Consider the following 19,133-nt stretch of genomic DNA (forward strand, 5'->3'; position numbering starts at 1 on the left):
ATCAGTACCCTTGCGGCGGAAGCGGGTCGTTCTCAGGCTCGGCAACGCGCATTTCGTTGACGTCGTCCGTGCCGACTTCCTGGTAAGCCCGGAAGGCCAGAACAAGAAGGAACGCAAAGAAGGAAAAGGAAATCACAATAGCCGTCAGGACCAGCGCCTGCGGTAACGGATTGGCGATTACCTCCGTTGGCACCATCAACCCTTCCGGAATGACGGGCGGCACCTCACGGGTCAAACGGCCATTGACGAAAATCGACATGTTCACCGCGTTTCCGAGGATCGCGATGCCGAGCAACATTCTCACCAGCTGCTTGGAAAGCATGAGGTAGACGGAGACAGCGAAAAACAGCCCGACAAGGATAGAAAGACCGGTTTCCATCAGTCGCTCTCCCTTTCTTCCAGCGCCAACGCAATTGAACTGATCGCGCCCACCACCACCAGGTAGACGCCAATATCGAAGATCAACGGTGTCGACAGCTTGATCTGGACATTGAACAGATCGATCGGCCACCACTGGCTGGTCATGAAAGGCTGATTGGTGAACAACGAGATCACGCCTGCTGCGGCTCCCATGAACAAGCCAAAGCCGGCGATGCTCATGGGATGCACCTTGATCGCGCGGCGCACAGCTGCAACCCCGCAGGCAATACCGAAAATCGCGAGTGCAGAGGCTGCAATCAGCCCACCTATGAAACCGCCGCCCGGTTCATTGTGTCCGCGCAGAAGAACGAAGATGGAATACAGCACCATCAGAGCGGACAGATACGGCGCAATGGTTCGGAAAATGACGGTACGCATTACACGGCCTCCTTCTTTGCGCCTGTATCGGACGGATCAATGACCTCGTCCTCAGGAAGTGTCTTTTTCGTGTGCACGCGGATCAGCGCGAGGACACAAAGCCCGGCCAGGGCAACCACCGCGATTTCACCGAGCGTATCAATACCGCGGAAATCAACGAGGATGACGTTCACGATGTTCCGGCCGTAGGCAATGGAATTGCTGTACTCGGTGAAGAAGTCCGACAGTCTGCGGTCGAAGGGCTGCTGTGTAATCGCCATCAAGGTCAACCCAAGGCCAAGGCCAACCGATACGGAAATAGCGCCGGTTACAAGCGTCGAGACACCATTGCGATGATCCCGCGGGGACAGATTCAGGCGGGTCATTACAAGCGCCAGAATAACCACCGACAGCGTCTCAACCATCAACTGTGTGAAGGCCAGATCCGGAGCACCAAAGAGGAGGAAGATCAGGGCAACGGCAAAGCCCTGGATGCCGAGAGAGACGATGGCGGTCAGACGCGTCTTCGCGACAAGTACCGAAATCAGACCGAGCACCGCGATCAGGAAAATGCTCCACTCATAGAACGTGTAGGTGGGCATTTTGGGCATGGCTGGCCATCCGCCACCAACATACCCCGGCACCAATACCGCGGCACCGGCGGCCAGAAATGTCAGCGCCATATAGGTTTGCATCTTACCGCCCTGCACCACCCTGGTAATGGCCGAAGACAACGACACAATACCGGCGATTGCCTGGTCAAAGCCTTTGTCCGGTCCCCAACCGATGGCGGTCAGCGTTCCAGCTATGAAAGCTCCGAGCTTGTCGAGCTGGGTAAACAGGAAAACCCCCATGCCGATCGTGATCAGAGACAAAATCAACGGGGCGTTGATCTTGGTCGGCCAAAGATGCAGATCGATCTCGGTGAAAGACCCAATCAGGGATGACAGAGTTGGGCCTATAAACAGAACGCCTGTTGTGTGCGGGATGACCGCAAGGATGAACCCCAACACAGACAACACCACCGGACCGGCAAACAACAACACCGGCCCCTCATGAGCGTGTTTCGGAGTGTCTACCGCTGGGCCGAAGAACGGCTTGATCGCAACGGCCGCTGCGATCACCAGCATCAATGAGTTGCCGACAACGGCCACGACAGTGATTAGGAGACCAAAGTCCGGCCATCCCCATGTACCGTAGTAAAGAACTTCCTTGGCGATAAAACCAATGAAGGGCGGAAGTCCTGACATCGACAGCCCTGCCAGACAGGCAGCCCCGAACGTGATCGGCATCGCGGAGCGCAAGCCACCAAGATATCGAATGTCCCGGGTGCCGGCTTCGTGATCGATGGTTCCGGCAACCATGAATAGTGCGCCCTTGAACAGCGAGTGCGCCAATAGATAAAGAACCGCGCCCTCAAGCGCTTTTTCATGGCTTGTGCCGGTCAACATGACGAGAAGACCGAGAGACGCCACCGTTGTGTAGGCCAGCATCAATTTCAGATCGGTCTGACGCACGGCCAGAATGGTACCCACCAACAAAGTGACACCGCCAAAGAGCGGCAACACCGTCGTCCAGAGCGCGGTGTCTCCGAGAAGCGGGTGCATGCGCATCAAGAGGTAAACACCTGCCTTGACCATCGTTGCGGAGTGAAGGAACGCGGAGACGGGCGTCGGCGCTTCCATCGCATTGGGAAGCCAGAAATGAAACGGAAACTGGGCTGATTTCGTAAACGCTCCGCCGAGTACCAGCAGGAAAATTGGCACATAAAGGCCTGTGTCCTTGATGATATCGGGCGAAGCCAGAAGCACCGACATCTCGATTTCACCGGTCGCAGAAATGATGACGATGAAACCGGCCAGCAAAATCAAGCCGCCACCGCCGGTCACCACCAAGGCCTGGATTGCTGCTCGTCTGGACGCCGCCCGAAGGTGGTCAAAGCCAATCAACAGGAAGGACGTGATCGACGTCAACTCCCAGAAAATAAACATGGAAATCAGGTTGTTGCCGAGCACGAGCCCAAGCATTGCGCCCATGAAAAGAAACAGGAACGAAAAGAACCGGCCTTGTTGCGGATGGCCTTTTAGATAGCCACCGGCATACAGAATAATGAAGGTTCCGATCCCTGAGATCAGAAGCGCAAAAAGCGTAGACAATCCATCGACATAAATGGAGAAGTTCACACCGTAACTCGGCGCCCAAGCGACCGCTGCAACGAAGGACTGGCCCTCCGAAACAGGCGCGACAAAACCTGTGAAATGCAAAAAGATGAGCGCGGGAACCACCGCCAGCGGCCACGCCGCGTTGTGTTTGAACCACTTCGTCAAGAACGGCGCGGCCACTGCAGCCGCGAACGGCGCAAGCACAGCCAGAAGCGTGGTTTCGTCAGTAACTGCGGGCGTCATACTGATCTTTCGTTACGGTTGCCGATGGAGCATCGCGGATATGCTGAACGAATCGATGTCTTTGGGGGGCATAATAGCGGGATAGGAACTGTCAGGTGCGTAATTGGGACCCGTTTTTTGGACTTCAAGGCACAACGCGTGACCATTCAATACCTTACTAAACGCCAGGGTGCTGCCTCCCTTGACGCTGCGAGCTTCGTGCAAAAGTATTTAAAAATTGATTCCATTTGTCTTTTTGCGACATTCAGCCTTGGCCCGCCCGCCGGCCAACCAAATCAGCAGGAAGCCTCACACCGCAAAGCAACACCAAAGATGAAACTGGTCTCATACGTAAACAATGATTTCTACGGGACTGCGTGCTGGATCGCGCAGTAGATCAGCGAACAATCCCCTAATACCGTAAGCCTCTTGATTTCACGCCCCTAATACCGTTCACTTTAAGAAACGTCGCGGTGGTTTCAGCGGCAAAATTAAGCGAGGCAACGCATGGCTTTGGACCAAAATGGGGGGACAGCGTCCGGAGCTGCTGCTTCACAGCCGAGCAATTTGAATTTCGAAACACTTTTGTCTCTCAGCGGCGACGCAATCCTTCAGCTGGGCCTCACCGGAACTTTGGAGTATGCCTCACCGTCCGCTGCCCGTTTGTTTGGCTGGGACTCCGAAAAGTTGTCGGAACATTTAAGTGACCTCGTCTACCTTGGCCCTCCCAATCCGGAGGCGGAGACGCTTCACAAGATTTTGTCTGGATCAGCAACACCAGACGTCAGCTTGCCCCATGCCGACCTGCAGCTTCGCTCGACACATGGTTCACTTGTTTGGGCCGAAGTGACAACGCACCTCATAGAACAAGGCGGAGAACCGGCCGCTTTTGCGGTCTTCTTTCGGAGCATTGCGCGGCAAAAGGAACTCGAAGGGCTGCTGGAAGCGGCCACGCAGACGGACCCCTTGACCGGTCTCTTCAATCGCCGCGCTTTCGAAGACACGTTAAACCGGGAGTGGGCAATCGCGCTGCGCGAAAACACTCACACAACCCTTATCAAGGTTTCGGTCGACAAGTTTGACGCGATTTCCGACCAGTACGGGCAGAGCGCTGCAGACGACTGCGTGTCGAAAGTGGCAGACGTTCTGAAAGACACCGCGCGGCGGCCCGCCGACGTTGCCGCCCGGATTGCGATGTCGGAGTTCGCATTGCTTTTGCCTCGAACACACGAAATGGGCGCAGAAACCATCAGCGCCTACATACAAGTCGCGATTCAAGACTTGGGGATCCCCAACCCTGGGAACACAGCTCATAACGGTGTCGTTACCGCTTCGGTCGGTACAGCCTGCGCAGTTGCCGAACACAAAGGCGTCGCGGAAAGCTCAGAGTTTCTGTTAGCTGCTTCAGAATCTTGTGTTTTTCAGGCCCGTCAGGAAGGCGGAAACCGTGTCAAATTCTCAATGAGCGTCCTTGGCGGATGAGCTTGCGCCTCTTGCCTGTTCCAGTGATTTTCTTATTTCTTAGTCGGTACAAAGCTAGGAAAAGACAATGAGCGACGACACCGACACAAAAATCAAAAAATCAACGGCTGAATGGATGGCGCAGCTCACGCCCGAGCAGTTTTATGTCACCCGTCAATCGGGCACGGAACGCCCCTATACGGGCCCCTACTGGAACAGCTTCAACGCCGGCCGCTACGATTGCGTCTGCTGCGGTGCCGAGCTTTTCCATTCGGACACCAAGTTTGATGCGGGCTGTGGCTGGCCAAGCTTCTTCGAAGCAGCACATCCTGGTGCGATACGCGAGATTGAGGACCGGTCCCACGGCATGATCCGTACGGAAATCAGATGCAACAAATGCGACGCACATCTTGGGCATGTCTTTCCAGACGGCCCGCCGCCAACAGGACTGCGCTATTGCCTGAACGGCCACGCGATGTCCTTTGAGCCAACAGAGTAATGCCGCAAAGTTTCGTTGCGGCAAATGGCGGCTTTCAGCGAGACATTATGGAAGCCCAAACCATTGAACTCATTCATGACATTTCTTTGCGGGACTTTAGGCCTCCTTTAACATAACACTGGTATTTCCCCTGATAACTCGCCGCACTTTCAGGGGAAACACCTTGCCTATTCTTCGGATACTGGGACATGTCCTGTTGGGGGCAAGCTTATACGCTGCCTTCACCGCAGGGGCCCGAAGCCAAGACAAGATCATCGCCTACACTGGGTTTCTTCCCCCCTTGTCGATTAATTCCGAGGAACGGGGCATCGCCGTTGAGATCATGGAACTGGTCGCGAAAGAGGCGGATATCGAACTCGATATCCGGTTTGCACCTTGGAAACGGGCGCAGGTACTCGTCGAAAACACGCCGGGGTCTCTCATTTTTTCCCTGGCCTACACGCGAAAACGCAGCGCAAAACTGAAGTACATTGCCCCTCTGATTTATACGGAAAGCGCCTTCATCACCCTCGATGAGCAAATCGACAGCTTTGAACAGGCGCTGGCAGACAACAAGGTCATCGGAGTACATCTGGGCAGCCAGAGAGCCCGTATCTTACGGCGAAATGGCCTGACAAACCTGACCGAGATTGCCACCGCAGAACAGATGGCCCGGATGCTCCAGGCCGGACGGGTCGATGCCTGGTACACCATTTCTATGCGCGCAAGTTACATCACTCGAAAACAGGGTTTCGATCACACACGCCTTCAGGTCGGAGCCCCACTTTCGCACGGCGTGCAATGGCTGGCCGCCAACAAGTCTGTGTCCCCCGCCCTGAAAGCCCGCTTGTCAAAGGCTGTTTCAAAGGTTTGGCGGGATCCAAGATATTGGCAGATCGTCGACAGCTACCTGCAATAAACCGCGCGTAACGCAGGATTTACCCCACAAACATCTCCACGTGAGTACCGTCAGGAAAATGGAAGCAAACAGCTTGGCTCCGCTAGCCAACGGCTTCTTTTCTTGGCTCGCAAAGGATATGTGATGACGGTGACGGCTTGCTTGAAACTCCTGATGCTGCCGGCGGTGCTGATTGGCGCCCTGGCAATAAAGGATAGCGTTGCAGCACAGGATCGGTTGCCGGACGGATACGTCGCAAAACTTCACCACAATGGAACGACCTATGCCGCTTGGTACGGCGCCCCCACGGATCGATATGGTCATGCGATTTTGGGCGATGGGATTGAGGGCGGATCGCTGCATCTCAAAGTCGGCGGGAAAGCTTACGCCGTCACTCTGCCACAAGACCAGGTGTTTGAAGATCGCACACCGCGAATTGTTGATCTGAACGGCGACGGTAAGCCGGAAATCGTGACTATCCGCGCCTTTCTGTCAGCTGGTGCGAGTGTGGCTGTTTTTGGGCTTCAAGGCGATCAATTGGTTGAACTTGCAAGTTCCCGGCCCATCGGCCGAACGAACCGCTGGCTCAACATCGCCGGGATCGCGGATTATCTCGGGACCGGACAAAAGCAGATCGCCTTTGTGGAAACGCCGCACATTGGCGGAACATTGCAAATCGCACGCTGGCAAGGAAATAAACTGGAGCTGGCACACGCGCTCCGTGGATTTTCAAATCACAAGATTGGCGCGCGAGAGCAAAACCTGAGCGCAACGGTCAAAGCCGATGCTCAAGTCCTACCCTTCATCATACTGCCATCCAACAATCGCAGGGTCCTGCATATGGTCGGATTCAAGGATGGAAAAGTTGGGAGTTTAGGCCAGAAAGCGCTCACAGCCCCTGTCGCGAGGCATATCCCGGGCGCACAAACAGAAGCAGATTGCGCAGTGTTTGAACTTGAAAACGGCGAACAGACACAAATGTGCGCGAGCGATATCAACGCTGGGTGACGTAAGCCAAAACAGTTCCGGGGATCCATTCACGCTGCTTGTCGATCGCTTCAAGGATATTCATTGGCCGCAAAGGACCTGACCTGATAGTCATTCCGGCAAGTCTTCCTTGAGAATTGCCAATGTCTGCCACCGCCACTAACGATCCTTTTGCGCCCGATGGGTCATACGCCTGGTTTCGCCTGGCTGTCTCGATCCTGCTGAGCACGCTTGGTGGCGCGGGAATGTGGGCGGTGGTGATTATCATGCCGGCTGTCCAAGTGGACTTTGGCATTGACCGGGCCGGATCTGCCCTTCCCTACACGCTGACGATGATCGGCTTTGGTCTTGGCAATTACCTTCTCGGACGGGTTGTCGACAGGTACGGCATTGTCTTGCCGGTCATAGCTTCAGCCCTTAGTCTCGGCGCAGGTTTCGCACTCGCGGCTGTCGCACCGAACATCTGGGTGTTTTCGCTCGCACAAGGACTGCTGATCGGCCTTGGAACCTCGGCAACCTTCGGCCCGCTCGTGGCTGATGTCTCTCACTGGTTCGTCAAACGGCGTGGTTTGGCTGTTGCGTGTGCCGCCTGCGGCAACTATTTGGCCGGTGTGCTCTGGCCATCCTTGATCAAATGGAATCTCGGCACGGGAGACTGGCGCGACACCTACTTGCTCATCGCTTTCATTTGTCTCGTCACGATGATCCCGCTCGCATTGGCGCTGCGCAGAAGGCCCCCAAAATCGGCGTTTAGCACAGCCCCTTCTCCCTCCGGTTTCCACCAGGCTTCTGCAGGATTGTCGCCGCAAGCGCTGCAGATGCTGCTGTTTGTGGCAGCGTTGGGCTGTTGTGTCGCCATGGCCATGCCCCAAGTCCACATCGTCGCCTACTGCGTCGACCTAGGATATGGTGTTGCGCCGGGTGCTGAAATGATCGCAATCATGACAGCCGCAGGCGTTGCCAGCCGGCTGGTATCGGGTGTATTGGCCGACAAGATCGGCGGCGTTCGAACCCTGCTGATCGGCTCAGTCCTGCAATGTGCTGCCCTGTTCTTGTTCATACCTTTCAACGGGCTTGCATCCCTTTATCTGGTGTCCCTGATCTTTGGGCTGAGCCAGGGCGGGATCGTCCCGAGCTATGCCGTAATTGTCCGCGAATACCTTCCTGCCCGTGAGGCCGGACAACGGGTCGGGCTCGTCATTATGGGGACTATTCTCGGCATGGCACTTGGAGGATGGCTGTCCGGGTGGATCTACGACCTAACCGGATCCTACCAGGCGGCATTTTTGAATGGCATCGCCTGGAACTTCCTCAACATCACCATCATGATTTTCATTTTGATGAAGGGTAAGCGTCGCCTCGCAGCGGCTGTCTGAACTGTTCAACAGTTTCAGATGCCCCTCAATCGAAAGCACCGACCTATCAAGGCCGGAGTTCTGCGAGCCAAATTTGAATGCCGGGCTCATAAAGATAGCCAGTATCGGCAAATATACCTAATATTTCAGAGACATAAGTCGCAAAAAGCTAAGTTTAATGAAATGGATTCATAAGACTTTGTGAAATAGGATTGCGCCGACAACCTGCATACACCCGACCAAAACCTTGAAAGCTATCTGACAAGCGGGAAGACGTGTTTCGTATTATCGAAAAGACCCTGACATTATTACTGATGGCGTCGTTCCTATGCTTGGCGTTCCCTAGTGGCGGGTCTTCCGCCTCTGATCAACAGGACATCCAGATAATCACGTGGCGTGGAATGACCCCAGCCGAACAAGGTTTTTTGTCGCGGCTGAGCGAGCTCGGCATAAAGGCAAAGTTCCATCATTTCGACGCCGGGCGGAGTGAAACCAATCTTGCAGGCTTCTTGAGGGCCAATCGGTCCGATCTTGAAAAGAGAAACCTTATCTACACCTTCGGAACAACTGCAACCAACACCCTTCTCAATTTCGGGGTGGGCAATGTTCCGGTGGTTTTTAACATCGTGTCTGATCCGATCGGCAATAACATCACGCTGTCGATGCATATGCCAACGCGCGGCGCGACGGGCGTCAAACAATCCCTCTCCGCAGAAGTCATCTTGCAGTTGCTGGAGCAGGTCTACCCGTATGAAACCATTGCGGTGTTATTCGATCCAAGAGAACCCAACTCCACCACAGAAGCTGATAAGGTCACAAATGTCGCGGATGTTTTGGAAAAACAAACACTGCGTGTGCGGTTCATTCCCGATGTGGAAGATGCCGAATTGCATGTGGAACTGATGAGGTCACAGTTGGAAGCCGCAGATGTTGTTTATGTCACCTCGACATCATCGTTCGTACAGAAAGCTTATCTTTTGAAGCAAATATTGCCGCCAAACATCGTGAGTGTGACAGCGTCCCCGGCGCTGGTGGACCATGGTGTTTCTTTGGCCTTTGGCGAAGCGTATTGGCAGCGCGGCGAAGCTGCTGCGGAGTTGGCGGCAGAAATCCTGCTGAACGGCAAATCCCCCTCGGAAGTTTCTATCAACGAGATCAAGGCAAACGAATCGATCCTCTTCATCGGAAAAACAAGCCCAGTAGTGGACAGGCTCGATCTGAGTGCGTTTCCCGATCGCGTGAAATACAGGTGATGTGGCAGGACATAGGCCACGCTTGATCGCCCTTGCCTTGACCGGGCAAACACCTTACCTCCGATTTCATGAAAAACGACACGCTCCCTCCACGCGCTGAAGCGCGCCCCGTCCAAATCGAAACCCACGGCATTGTCCGGAATGACGCCTACAGTTGGCTGCGGGCCGACAATTGGCAGGAGGTCATGAAAGACCCCAGTGTCCTCAATGCCGACATCCGGGCGTATCTTGAGGCGGAAAACGCCTATCACGAGGCGCAAATGGCGCCGACGAAAGCGTTGCAGGAAACGTTGTTTTCCGAAATGCGAGGCCGCATCAAGGAAGATGACAGCGCGGTTCCCTCCCCTGATGGCCCTTATGCCTACAGCCTGAAATACATGACGGGCGGACAGCAGCCGATCTTCTACCGAACACCGCGCGATGGTGGTGAAGAGACTATCTTGCTGGATGGTGACAAGGAAGCCGACGGCAAAGCCTATTTCAAGATCGGCGGCGCCAGCCATTCCACGGACCATAAGCTGTTGGCCTGGGCCTACGACGACAAGGGGTCTGAGTATTACTCCCTCCAGTTCCGCAATCTAGAGACAGGTGAAGACACCGGTTACGTCATCGAAGACACGAGCGGCGGCGGTGTTTTCTGCGCGGAGAGCAAATACGTCTTTTATATCCGCCTTGATGCCAATCACCGGCCGTCCAAACTTTTCCGCCATGAAATTGGTACGGACCCAGCAACAGATGTGCTCGTCTACGAAGAAAAAGACCCTGGCTTCTTTATGGGTGTTGGCAAAACGCAGTCCGGCAACACGATTGTCATCGACATTCATGATCACGAGACGTCCGAAATCTGGATGATCCCGGCGGATCAGCCCACAACAGCGCCCGCCCTGATCGCTGCTCGCGAAACCGGCATCGAGTATTCCGTCGATGACCACGGCGACACGCTTTACATCCTGACCAATGCCGACGGTGCGGAAGACTTCAAGATCGTGACGGCTCCGAAAGCCACACCAGGTCGGGAAAACTGGCGCGATCTGGTGCCGCACAAGGCCGGGTGCCTGATCCTGTCCCACTGTGTCTACAAGACATTCATGACCCGTTTAGAGCGGGAAGATGGCTTGCCGCGGATCGTCATCCGCAACCTTGCAGACGGCAACGAACATTATGTCGCCTTCGACGAGGAAGCTTATTCGCTGGGATTGTCTGGCGGTTATGAATTCGACACCGAGACCATCCGCTTTTCCTATTCATCAATGACGACGCCGTCACAAACGTTCGACTACAACGTCGCAACAGGCGAACGCACCTTACGCAAGGAACAGGAAGTGCCCTCCGGCCATAAGGCCGATGACTACGTCACCCGGCGCTTGATGGCACCGGCGGCTGACGGCGAAACGGTACCGGTCTCAATTCTCTACCGGAAAGACACACCGCTGGACGGCTCGGCCCCACTCTTGCTCTATGGCTATGGGTCTTATGGCATTTCCATCCCGGCCAGCTTCAACACGAACAGTCTTTCGCTGGTCGATCGCGGGTTTGTCTATGCCATTGCCCATATCCGCGGCGGCAAGGAAAAAGGCTTCGGCTGGTACAAGGCCGGACGGCGAGAGAATAAGAAGAACACCTTCACAGATTTCATCGCGGCGGCAGATCATCTGGTCAAGGACGGCTTCACAAGCCACGAGAAGATCATTGCGCAGGGCGGATCGGCCGGCGGTATGCTGATGGGTGCGATCTCGAACATGGCGCCGGAGAAATTCGGCGGCATCGTTGCTGAAGTCCCGTTTGTCGATGTGCTGGCAACCATGCTGGATGACACGTTGCCCCTCACCCCGCCGGAATGGCCTGAGTGGGGCAACCCCATCACCGACAAGGGCGCCTATGAGTACATCGCTTCGTATTCGCCTTATGACAATGTCGAAGCCAAGGACTACCCGCCGATCTTCGCCCTTGCAGGTCTGACCGACCCGCGTGTGACCTACTGGGAACCGGCCAAGTGGGTTGCCAAACTCCGGGCGACAAAGACCGGTGACAGTCTCGTAATGCTCAAAACCAATATGGACGCCGGACATGGCGGGGCATCGGGACGTTTTGACCGGCTGAAGGAAGTTGCTCTCGTGCAAGCCTTTGCGCTTCAAGTGACCGGCAAGGCGTAAACCCCTTCACAGTCTTGTGAAACTATTACCGGGTCCGGAAACGGATCCGGTTTTTCTTTGGCCGTGAAGTCGCTTAGTGTGGTCGGAGTGACTTCATAATGACAAGCAGGGATATCATGACCCGTACATCGTCCAGATGGCTTCGGCGCACCGCAGGTTTCACGCTGACAGCCGCCCTTCTCACGTCTGCCTCGGTGACCCAGGCTGCTGAACTGCGCTGGTCGTCACCGACCGATCCGCAGACGATGGACCCGCATGCAGTCAACTCCGCCCCGGTGCTCGGGTTCTTGAACAATGTCTATGAAGGTCTTGTCAGGCGCGGCAAGTCCATGGACATCGAGGGGTCCCTTGCCGAAAGCTGGGAGCCAATCGGAACGGACGGATGGCGCTTTAACTTGCGCAAAGGCGTGAAGTTTCATGATGGGGCTGAGTTTACCGCTGAAGACGTGTTGTTCTCCTACCAACGCGCTTCATCCGAGGCCTCGGACACCGCCTCCTGGTTTGCTCCGGTAAAGAGCGTTGAAGTCGTCGATGACTTTACGGTCGATTTCCTGACCCACGCCCCCGACCCGATCTTTCCCGATTCCATCGCAAACTTCATGATCCTCGACAAGGATTGGGCCGAAGCAAATGATGCCGCCCTTCCCGCGAAGGATGCAGAAACTTACGCCACGCTGAACACAAACGGCACGGGGCCGTTCAAGGTCGTCAGCCGGCAACCCGGCGTCGAGACCGTGCTGGAACCGTTTGATGGTTGGTGGGATACCAAGGAGCACAATCTCACCAAGGCCACCTTCTTGCCAATCGCCAATCCGGCGACGGCCGTTTCTGGACTGCTCTCCGGTCAAGTCGATCTGATCAATCCGGTTCCGGTTCAGGACGTCAATCGGGTTGCCAATCAGCAAGGACTGAAACTGCATCAGGGCATTGAAGCCCGGGTCATCATGCTCGGCTTCGGGCACGCCCACGACACCTTGAAGTATTCAAAGGAAACGACCGGCAAAAACCCCTTCCAGGACGTTCGGGTTCGCAAAGCGGTGCAAATGGCGATCAATAACGAAGCCATGATCGACAAGATCATGCGCGGCAGCTCGGAATTGGCAACGCAACTCGTCAGCCCGCAAATGAAAGGATACAGCTCCGCAGCATCAGACCGGTTTGGCTATGACCCAGCTGCTGCCAAGGCCTTGCTGGCAGACGCTGGTTATCCGGATGGCTTCTCTTTTGGACTGATGTGCCCAAACGATCGCTACATCAATGATGAAGCGCTATGCAAGGCAATGGCGGCGATGCTGACGCAGGCAGGCATGCGCGCCGAGTTGAATGCCATGCCGGTACGCAGCTACTGGCCAGAACTCCGCTCTGGCAATTTCGACATGTATCTCCTGGGTTGGTCACCCGGAACGTTCGACGCCGAACACCCAATCCGGTTCCTCGTCACTTCAAGAAATGATGAGAAGAAGCTCGGCAGCTGGAACTTCGGCGGCTACTCAAACCCCGAGGTGGATGCGCTCTTGCCGCAAATCCAGCGGGAGATTGATCCGGCCAAGAGGCAGCAAATGCTGGATGAGATCGCTCTCACTGTCCGCAACGATGTGGTCTACGTGCCGCTCCACATCCAGCCCCTGCTGTGGGGCTCCAAGGACACGGTCGATCTGACCCAGCGGGCCGATAATTTCCTGATGCTGCGCTGGATTACAGTCAACTAGATCAGCGGGCGCTTAATCAAAATCGATTGAGCGCCTAAAGCTGATCGTTTCGAAAGGAGCCGAGCATCTTTGGGTGCGTCTAACAAAACGCCCGATGCTCTAGTCAACATCCGAGACTTATGAAACATACCGGCGCCGCTCGCGCCGGCATTTTTCCTTCCGTTCAAATAACAACAATTCTTCTCCAATATTTCTTCAGAATATTTATTCGGATAACGAAATATAGATTAGAGATCTTGAAGAATAATATTAATATTACAAGCATTTAATGACGACAGTTTAATTTGAAATCTTCTCCGATCACGACCAAATCGTAACCGCCACCACCGGACAACAGTGTCCAAAACGATGGTCCTTGCGGAGGAGCAATACAATGACTTACCAGCCTACCCATCCCCTGCCGTTTTCAGTCAACACTGCGCCAGTCATGCCGATAGACCTCTATATCCCGGCTGGGCCGCCGGGTGATCAGAACGGAACCACCAACACCTCTCCCTTTATGAACGATCTGGATGAATTCGGCTGGACGGTGCCGGACGCATTGGATGTTTCGACAAGTCCGGTCGAGTTCAACGATCTGCCGTTCTTGAACCTGGACCCCTACAATCTGGACGGTAAAGACAATCTTCCGACTGGCAACCTTTCAGAAGGGCCGCAGGGCGGTCTCAGTTCCCAGGTCGATGTCCAGGCAGGCTCCGGCGAGCAGCAGGTAAACTTCAGCCTCGAGATGGAAAACTACACGTACACCACAGAGTACGGACAAATTAACATCCTCACGCTGGCCGAAGAACGAACGACAGAAATCAAGACCATCAATTTCAATGGCCAAGAAGTCGCGGTGGAATATCAGGCTGGCATTGCGCATGAATTTGAAGGCAGTTTCTACGACAATGCCTTCCGGGAGCTCTATGTCGAGATGGCTTTCGAAACCGGGATGACAATCCAGGCTGAAGCCTTCGACGCCAACGGCAACCCGATCATGACTGCGTTCGGATACGAGCAGGCGCTTGAAATCTATGGCGAGGCCTTCGATTACGGCATTGAAGAATTCGAAATGGCCTTCGAACTCGGCATTGAGCTCGAGCTGAACGATTTCGGCATGTATGAAATGACACTGTCGGTGATGTTTGAAGGCGAAATCGTCTACATGAATGGCGCCGAGCGTTTTTATGAGTTTGAAGACGAGCTGTTCTTTATGTTCTCCGACCAGGACCAAATCGACTTCAACCAAATTCCGGACGGGCTCTACAACGAGATCCAGAAATTTGCTGCCGGCATGGGAGATGCTTGGGGCGGTATGGAAATCCTGAACGCTCAGCTGGAAGCGATTTTCCTCCAGCTGCAGGAAGACGGTCACTACCAGGCATGGGATGACGTGGATCAGGGACTGGACAATCCGTTCGACTTCAACGTTCCGCCGTCCGACTGGCTGACCTGATAAACTCGAACCACTCCGCAGAATTCATCCCTTTTGGAAGATCTGCCTTTCTCTTGAACGGACCGGTGGCAAAGCCATCGGTCCGTTGTCGTATTTCAGAAGGCCAACAATCTGGTCATATCGGATTTTGCGCCACAATAGCTTTTGACGTTTCGACCAGATGTTTGTACGACGGAACTCTGATTTGAAAGACATCTCTGAACAGAGATGCCGTCCGCGATTGCCAGAGGTCTTTATGCCGAATTTTGTGAGTAAAACTCGAAATGCCGGAAACCGCCTTGGACTTATTGCGGTTGGCACTCTCGCATTCGCCCTAAGTGCCTGCCAGATCCAGTCGCCTTCAGATATTCTTTTTGCACCGACCTATAATACCGACCGTGGCAGCATTCCGGTCGTATCCGGAACTCAGTATGACTGCCGCACGTTTCAGGGCAGCGGTTGGAAAGGGATTGCCGGCGGCCGCGCTGCGAACTGGGGGGAGCCTTTCCCGGTCGCCCGGACAGCCTGTTTTAAGACGCGGGACGAATGTCAGGCTTTCCTGACCCTGATGAGCGGTTACATCGACTATCAGCCCTACTATCGCTGCCAGCCCCACACAGCCTGATATGATCAGCTGATCTGCCGCGCTGTTGTGTCCTGGTGTTGCCGGAACATGTGCACAATCAATTCTCTGGTGCGGCATGATCTGACCGCTTAAGTCAAAGTTGGTACTGTCGGCAGCTGTCCTTGAAACACAGGTCGTTCGGCCAGATAGGTCCGCATAAATTCCCGCAGACACTTTGCACGCGCGCTCAAGAGCCTACCGGTTGGCCAGACAGCGTAAATATCCCGTTGCTGACCCTGCCAGTCTGGTAAAAGAAGTTTTAGTCGGCCCTGCTCTAGCGGCTCAGCAGCTTCAGTAACACTCAATAGACACACGCCAAAGCCGTCCTCTGCAAACTGACGGACGAGCGCGATATCATCAACAATCACATCTCCCTTGAGATGCAACTCGGAAGTGCTGCCAGTCAACCTGTGGCGCAACCGCCAGGCCGGGATCGTTCGGACGGCGATGATGGCATGCTGCTCGAGATCGTCTGGCCTTTCCGGCATGTTGCACCCCTCAAGATAGGATGGGGCTGCCATCACCGCTGTCGAAATGGATCCAATCTTTCTTTGATAAAGACGCTGATCCTGCTGCGGGCCAATTCTCAGGGCAAGATCAATTCGCTCATCCAACAGGTCGATGTTGAAATTGCTCAGTCGCAAGTCCAAACGAATGCCTGGATACTGCCGCATGAAGGCGGTCCACATTGGCTGCAGGGCCCCAACAGAAATATTGGTTGGCGCAGCCACAACGAGGGGCCCACTGAGTTCGTGCATCTCGGCGCTCAAGTTGCGCGCAGTGACCTCCGCCTGCTCCACGATCCCGGCAAAGGCCTGAAAATAGGCTTCGCCTTCAGAAGTCAGTCCGAATTTGCGGGCCGAGCGATGAACCAGTTGATGCCCGAGTTTGTGCTCCAATCGTTGCAATCGCCTGGTGACGGTCGCAGCCGGCAGGCCCAGCGCTGTGCCAGCACCCGTTAAGCTGCGGGCTTGGGCGACGTGTACAAAGAGCGCAATATCATCCAACATGATTACATTTTTGGAATTTAAATTGTCGATAATCGGTATTTATCATGAAAAATGAAATTCATATACCTCCCCTGTCCCCAAACAGATCAGGAGATGATCATGAGCCACTACTTTATCAGCGCCGGTATCGAAATGACCGAAGGCTCGAAGCTTGAGCAGGTAGAATCCGAGCTTCAGAAGCTGGTTGCGCAAACGCGCGAAGAACCAGGCTGCATCTTGTTTGAAATTCGCCAGAACCTGAAAGAACCAACAAAATTCACGTTGTGGGAGTGCTGGACCAATCCCGAAGCCTTGGCCGCACATTTCGAGGCTAACCACACGAAAGCCTATCTCGCCCAAAACCTTACGGAAGTAAGGCACATCGAAGCGCTTGGAGAAATTGGAGACAAAACCTTCGCCGATGCGATCAAGGCACACGCATGAGACATCGTCTGATCTCGACCGCGTTGATGTCCTTCTTCTTGTCGTTTCTGATGTCCTGCTGGGTCACCCTGATAAATCTCGGCTGGAGCGACGCTTTCCTTGGTCAATGGATGTCTGCATTCCGGCTGGCATGGCCGGCTGCCGCCGTAATTGCATTCTGCTTTGGCCCTTTTGTCCAAAACGCCACCACCTACATCACGCAGCGCTTCCCGGGTTAGACGCTGCAATCATGAGAGAAATCATGCTTCCAATTCGCCAAAACGTCGATCAACTTGGCCCCGTGGCCGGGCCATACAGCCATGCCGTGATCCACGGTGACACGCTCTACACGTCGGGTCTGACAGCCTTTGGCTCAAACAGCCAGTCCGAAGGCGCTGCAGAGCAAACACAAACCATTCTGGACCAACTCTCCATTCTAGCTGAGAGCTGCAACACATCCCTGCAGCACCTGATCAAGGTCGCGATCTTCGCGGTGGATCCGGCTGACATTCCCGAAGTCCGAGAGGTGCTCACAGACCGCTACGGTGAAAACGTGCCGGCCAGTTCTCTTGTGTTTGTAAAAGAGCTGTTTTCTCCGGATCTCCGGCTGGAAATCGAGGCCGTGTTCGCAGTGCATCCCGTCTAAAGTCCCAATGCTGCCACGGCGGGGTTGATCCTGCAGTGTACAAGACGCTTAATCAAAACCGGTAATGCAGCCATCAAACTGCATTGCCGGTACCGCATAATTCGGTGGCGGTTTTACAAAGTACACTGGAGAAAGACAGTCTCTTTAATGGGCGTATCATAGTATGCCGGGATCTCCACAAACCCTGCAGCCTTGTACAAACGGATAGCGCCTTCCATGGTGGGAAGTGTATCGAGCCGCATATACCGGTAGCCTGCGCTTCTGGCCCGTTCGAGAACGGCGGACACCAGGCTGGAGCCGGCCCCGCTTCCTCGTCCCTCAGGCGCGACATACAAGCGTTTCATCTCGCAAATGCCTTCATCAGCCATGGGCCGCAGGGCCACACAGCCGATCGAGACATCAGAGCTCGTTTTCGCCAGTATCAGCGCCCCTAAGGGCGGTACATATTTGCCAGGCAATGCAGCCAATTCTTCCTCAAAGCCTTGATACGACAAATCAATTCCAAGCCAATCCACATAGGCCCGGAACAGCCGTTTGACGTCTTCAAGTTCGCGGGACGGATCAGCATCCGTAACGGTAAAATCAGTCATGCTTGGGAAAATCTTGTCCAGTTCAACTCGCGATCATTGGGCAGCGCCCGAAACAGCCGGGATTGCTTTCAAATAAACCCCGATCGCCTCGCGGTCAGAGGCCGGAAGGCGGGCCATGTTTTCCTGAATCGGCACCATCTCCCCACCCACAGAATCGTAATCCGGTGTAAATCCACTTTCCAGGTAATAGGCAATGTCGGATGCGCTCCAGCTACCAAATCCCCCCGAGACAGGGGTAATATTCGGCACCCGCCCCTCACCCGTTGCAGCCGGTGCCCCGCCCAACCAGTCGGAAAGGATCAAGCCGCCAGCAAAATCGCGCGGCGTATGGCATTCCCCGCAATGGCCCGGGCCTTCCACGAGATACCGTCCCCGCTCCCAAATTGCGGGATCCACATCTTCTCCACCGACAGGTGCCGCAACAACCGGAGCCGGGTCCAAGAACATTCGTTTCCAAAGCCCGACGCCCCTCCGGATGTTGAAAGGAAAGGCCAGTTCATTCGGTCCGGTATCTCCGCCGACAGCTGGCAGGGTCTTCATGAAGCTGAAGAGATCATTGATGTCCGCGAGATCCATCCGGGCGTATGAGGCATATGGAAAGGCCGGGTAGTAATTCCGGCCGTCCGGAGATGTCCCGTGTGTCATCGCGTTTGCCAGATCAGCAACCGACCAATTCCCGATACCATTATTCGGGTCTTGCGAGACATTTGGTGCCACGAAAACGCCAAACGGAGTTTCAAGACGCAGCCCACCACCGAGTTTCAGCTTGTCATCGCCTTTCGCTTCAGGTGCGGCGTGGCAAGAACTGCATCCAGATGCCCAGAACACGAGCTCACCATTGACGGGATCGCCGGGTCCAAGATTGGCAACTGTGTTTTCGTCCAACCGGGTTGGGGCGGAGAGAAACCAGCCTGCGAGCGCCGCAGCAACGCCAAGCACGATCACGAACAGCAAGAGCTTTCTCATGACGGTTCTCCCCTCACCCCGA

At 54.9% G+C, this 19,133-nt stretch carries 19 protein-coding genes; 13 read left to right on the forward strand and 6 right to left on the reverse strand.

Going from position 1 to position 19,133, the window contains the following annotated elements:
• Window position 1: 1 nt before the first annotated feature.
• The 3 genes from ACVDG4_RS11435 to ACVDG4_RS11445 are packed head-to-tail and all read right to left on the reverse strand — an operon-like array spanning window position 2 to window position 3,182.
• Window positions 2-379 (reverse strand): Na+/H+ antiporter subunit C, encoded by a 378-nt coding sequence (locus ACVDG4_RS11435; protein ID WP_008192232.1) that lies wholly within the window; start codon window positions 377-379, stop codon window positions 2-4.
• On the reverse strand, window positions 379-798 hold the full coding sequence (locus ACVDG4_RS11440) for a Na+/H+ antiporter subunit B (RefSeq protein ID WP_040452267.1): 420 nt from the start codon (window positions 796-798) through the stop codon (window positions 379-381). Before ACVDG4_RS11440 ends, ACVDG4_RS11435 begins: the two co-directional genes overlap by 1 nt.
• Complete coding sequence (locus ACVDG4_RS11445; RefSeq protein WP_447235173.1) at window positions 798-3,182, reverse strand: putative monovalent cation/H+ antiporter subunit A; 2,385 nt, start codon at window positions 3,180-3,182, stop codon at window positions 798-800. The genes ACVDG4_RS11440 and ACVDG4_RS11445 overlap by 1 nt, the downstream gene beginning before the upstream one ends.
• Before the next feature lie 486 nt (window positions 3,183-3,668).
• Here ACVDG4_RS11445 and ACVDG4_RS11450 point away from each other — a divergent pair, with 486 nt between their 5' ends.
• The 10 genes from ACVDG4_RS11450 (at window position 3,669) to ACVDG4_RS11495 (ending at window position 15,497) form a co-directional block, all read left to right on the forward strand.
• On the forward strand, window positions 3,669-4,643 hold the full coding sequence (locus ACVDG4_RS11450) for a GGDEF domain-containing protein (RefSeq protein WP_447235174.1): 975 nt from the start codon (window positions 3,669-3,671) through the stop codon (window positions 4,641-4,643).
• Window positions 4,644-4,710: 67 nt separating this feature from the next.
• Window positions 4,711-5,121, forward strand: a complete 411-nt coding sequence (gene msrB, locus ACVDG4_RS11455; protein WP_447235175.1) for a peptide-methionine (R)-S-oxide reductase MsrB — start codon at window positions 4,711-4,713, stop codon at window positions 5,119-5,121.
• 196 nt (window positions 5,122-5,317) lie between these two features.
• Window positions 5,318-6,019 (forward strand): substrate-binding periplasmic protein, encoded by a 702-nt coding sequence (locus tag ACVDG4_RS11460; RefSeq protein WP_447235176.1) that lies wholly within the window; start codon window positions 5,318-5,320, stop codon window positions 6,017-6,019.
• A 123-nt stretch (window positions 6,020-6,142) separates the two neighbouring features.
• Window positions 6,143-7,006: a hypothetical protein gene (locus tag ACVDG4_RS11465; RefSeq protein ID WP_447235177.1), complete on the forward strand. Its 864-nt coding sequence runs from the start codon at window positions 6,143-6,145 to the stop codon at window positions 7,004-7,006.
• Between the two features lie 122 nt (window positions 7,007-7,128).
• Window positions 7,129-8,361 (forward strand): MFS transporter, encoded by a 1,233-nt coding sequence (locus ACVDG4_RS11470; RefSeq protein ID WP_447235178.1) that lies wholly within the window; start codon window positions 7,129-7,131, stop codon window positions 8,359-8,361.
• Between the two features lie 293 nt (window positions 8,362-8,654).
• Complete coding sequence (locus tag ACVDG4_RS11475) at window positions 8,655-9,593, forward strand: ABC transporter substrate binding protein (protein ID WP_447235900.1); 939 nt, start codon at window positions 8,655-8,657, stop codon at window positions 9,591-9,593.
• A gap of 68 nt (window positions 9,594-9,661) precedes the next feature.
• Window positions 9,662-11,746 (forward strand): S9 family peptidase, encoded by a 2,085-nt coding sequence (locus ACVDG4_RS11480; RefSeq protein WP_447235179.1) that lies wholly within the window; start codon window positions 9,662-9,664, stop codon window positions 11,744-11,746.
• Between the two features lie 116 nt (window positions 11,747-11,862).
• Window positions 11,863-13,455, forward strand: coding sequence for an ABC transporter substrate-binding protein (locus ACVDG4_RS11485; RefSeq protein ID WP_447235180.1), 1,593 nt, complete (start codon window positions 11,863-11,865; stop codon window positions 13,453-13,455).
• 373 nt (window positions 13,456-13,828) lie between these two features.
• Window positions 13,829-14,893, forward strand: a complete 1,065-nt coding sequence (locus ACVDG4_RS11490) for a hypothetical protein (protein ID WP_447235181.1) — start codon at window positions 13,829-13,831, stop codon at window positions 14,891-14,893.
• Window positions 14,894-15,128: 235 nt separating this feature from the next.
• The gene (locus tag ACVDG4_RS11495) at window positions 15,129-15,497 is read left to right on the forward strand and encodes a hypothetical protein (RefSeq protein ID WP_428524451.1); all 369 of its coding nucleotides are present in this window, start codon (window positions 15,129-15,131) and stop codon (window positions 15,495-15,497) included.
• An 89-nt stretch (window positions 15,498-15,586) separates the two neighbouring features.
• On the opposite strand, the gene ACVDG4_RS11500 is transcribed toward ACVDG4_RS11495, so the two are convergent.
• A complete protein-coding gene (locus tag ACVDG4_RS11500; protein ID WP_447235182.1) occupies window positions 15,587-16,507 on the reverse strand; it encodes a LysR family transcriptional regulator in 921 nt (306 codons plus the stop codon).
• A 99-nt stretch (window positions 16,508-16,606) separates the two neighbouring features.
• On the opposite strand from ACVDG4_RS11500, the gene ACVDG4_RS11505 reads away from it, so the two are divergent.
• The 3 genes from ACVDG4_RS11505 to ACVDG4_RS11515 are packed head-to-tail and all read left to right on the forward strand — an operon-like array spanning window position 16,607 to window position 17,555.
• On the forward strand, window positions 16,607-16,930 hold the full coding sequence (locus ACVDG4_RS11505; protein ID WP_447235183.1) for an antibiotic biosynthesis monooxygenase: 324 nt from the start codon (window positions 16,607-16,609) through the stop codon (window positions 16,928-16,930).
• Window positions 16,927-17,148: a DUF2798 domain-containing protein gene (locus ACVDG4_RS11510; RefSeq protein ID WP_133946721.1), complete on the forward strand. Its 222-nt coding sequence runs from the start codon at window positions 16,927-16,929 to the stop codon at window positions 17,146-17,148. Before ACVDG4_RS11505 ends, ACVDG4_RS11510 begins: the two co-directional genes overlap by 4 nt.
• 23 nt (window positions 17,149-17,171) lie before the next feature.
• Window positions 17,172-17,555 (forward strand): RidA family protein, encoded by a 384-nt coding sequence (locus ACVDG4_RS11515; protein WP_447235184.1) that lies wholly within the window; start codon window positions 17,172-17,174, stop codon window positions 17,553-17,555.
• Window positions 17,556-17,668: 113 nt separating this feature from the next.
• Here the strand turns inward: ACVDG4_RS11515 and ACVDG4_RS11520 are convergent, their stop codons facing one another.
• The gene (locus ACVDG4_RS11520) at window positions 17,669-18,145 is read right to left on the reverse strand and encodes a GNAT family N-acetyltransferase (RefSeq protein WP_447235185.1); all 477 of its coding nucleotides are present in this window, start codon (window positions 18,143-18,145) and stop codon (window positions 17,669-17,671) included.
• Between the two features lie 33 nt (window positions 18,146-18,178).
• Window positions 18,179-19,111 carry a c-type cytochrome gene (locus ACVDG4_RS11525; protein WP_447235186.1) on the reverse strand — a complete coding sequence of 311 codons (933 nt, stop codon included), beginning with the start codon at window positions 19,109-19,111 and terminating at the stop codon, window positions 18,179-18,181.
• Window positions 19,112-19,133: the final 22 nt, after the last annotated feature.

The sequence above is a fragment of the Roseibium sp. MB-4 genome, assembly GCF_053005265.1.

What these genes read in the sequence shown, in the direction of transcription:
- ACVDG4_RS11435 (WP_008192232.1), bottom strand. Translation starts at nt 379, where the DNA reads ATGGAAACCGGTCTTTCTATCCTTGTCGGGCTGTTTTTCGCTGTCTCC.
- ACVDG4_RS11440 (WP_040452267.1), bottom strand. Translation starts at nt 798, where the DNA reads ATGCGTACCGTCATTTTCCGAACCATTGCGCCGTATCTGTCCGCTCTG.
- ACVDG4_RS11445 (WP_447235173.1), bottom strand. Translation starts at nt 3,182, where the DNA reads ATGACGCCCGCAGTTACTGACGAAACCACGCTTCTGGCTGTGCTTGCG.
- ACVDG4_RS11450 (WP_447235174.1), top strand. Translation starts at nt 3,669, where the DNA reads ATGGCTTTGGACCAAAATGGGGGGACAGCGTCCGGAGCTGCTGCTTCA.
- msrB (WP_447235175.1), top strand. Translation starts at nt 4,711, where the DNA reads ATGAGCGACGACACCGACACAAAAATCAAAAAATCAACGGCTGAATGG.
- ACVDG4_RS11465 (WP_447235177.1), top strand. Translation starts at nt 6,143, where the DNA reads ATGACGGTGACGGCTTGCTTGAAACTCCTGATGCTGCCGGCGGTGCTG.
- ACVDG4_RS11470 (WP_447235178.1), top strand. Translation starts at nt 7,129, where the DNA reads ATGTCTGCCACCGCCACTAACGATCCTTTTGCGCCCGATGGGTCATAC.
- ACVDG4_RS11475 (WP_447235900.1), top strand. Translation starts at nt 8,655, where the DNA reads ATGGCGTCGTTCCTATGCTTGGCGTTCCCTAGTGGCGGGTCTTCCGCC.
- ACVDG4_RS11480 (WP_447235179.1), top strand. Translation starts at nt 9,662, where the DNA reads ATGAAAAACGACACGCTCCCTCCACGCGCTGAAGCGCGCCCCGTCCAA.
- ACVDG4_RS11485 (WP_447235180.1), top strand. Translation starts at nt 11,863, where the DNA reads ATGACCCGTACATCGTCCAGATGGCTTCGGCGCACCGCAGGTTTCACG.
- ACVDG4_RS11490 (WP_447235181.1), top strand. Translation starts at nt 13,829, where the DNA reads ATGACTTACCAGCCTACCCATCCCCTGCCGTTTTCAGTCAACACTGCG.
- ACVDG4_RS11495 (WP_428524451.1), top strand. Translation starts at nt 15,129, where the DNA reads ATGCCGAATTTTGTGAGTAAAACTCGAAATGCCGGAAACCGCCTTGGA.
- ACVDG4_RS11500 (WP_447235182.1), bottom strand. Translation starts at nt 16,507, where the DNA reads ATGTTGGATGATATTGCGCTCTTTGTACACGTCGCCCAAGCCCGCAGC.
- ACVDG4_RS11505 (WP_447235183.1), top strand. Translation starts at nt 16,607, where the DNA reads ATGAGCCACTACTTTATCAGCGCCGGTATCGAAATGACCGAAGGCTCG.
- ACVDG4_RS11510 (WP_133946721.1), top strand. Translation starts at nt 16,927, where the DNA reads ATGAGACATCGTCTGATCTCGACCGCGTTGATGTCCTTCTTCTTGTCG.
- ACVDG4_RS11515 (WP_447235184.1), top strand. Translation starts at nt 17,172, where the DNA reads ATGCTTCCAATTCGCCAAAACGTCGATCAACTTGGCCCCGTGGCCGGG.
- ACVDG4_RS11520 (WP_447235185.1), bottom strand. Translation starts at nt 18,145, where the DNA reads ATGACTGATTTTACCGTTACGGATGCTGATCCGTCCCGCGAACTTGAA.
- ACVDG4_RS11525 (WP_447235186.1), bottom strand. Translation starts at nt 19,111, where the DNA reads ATGAGAAAGCTCTTGCTGTTCGTGATCGTGCTTGGCGTTGCTGCGGCG.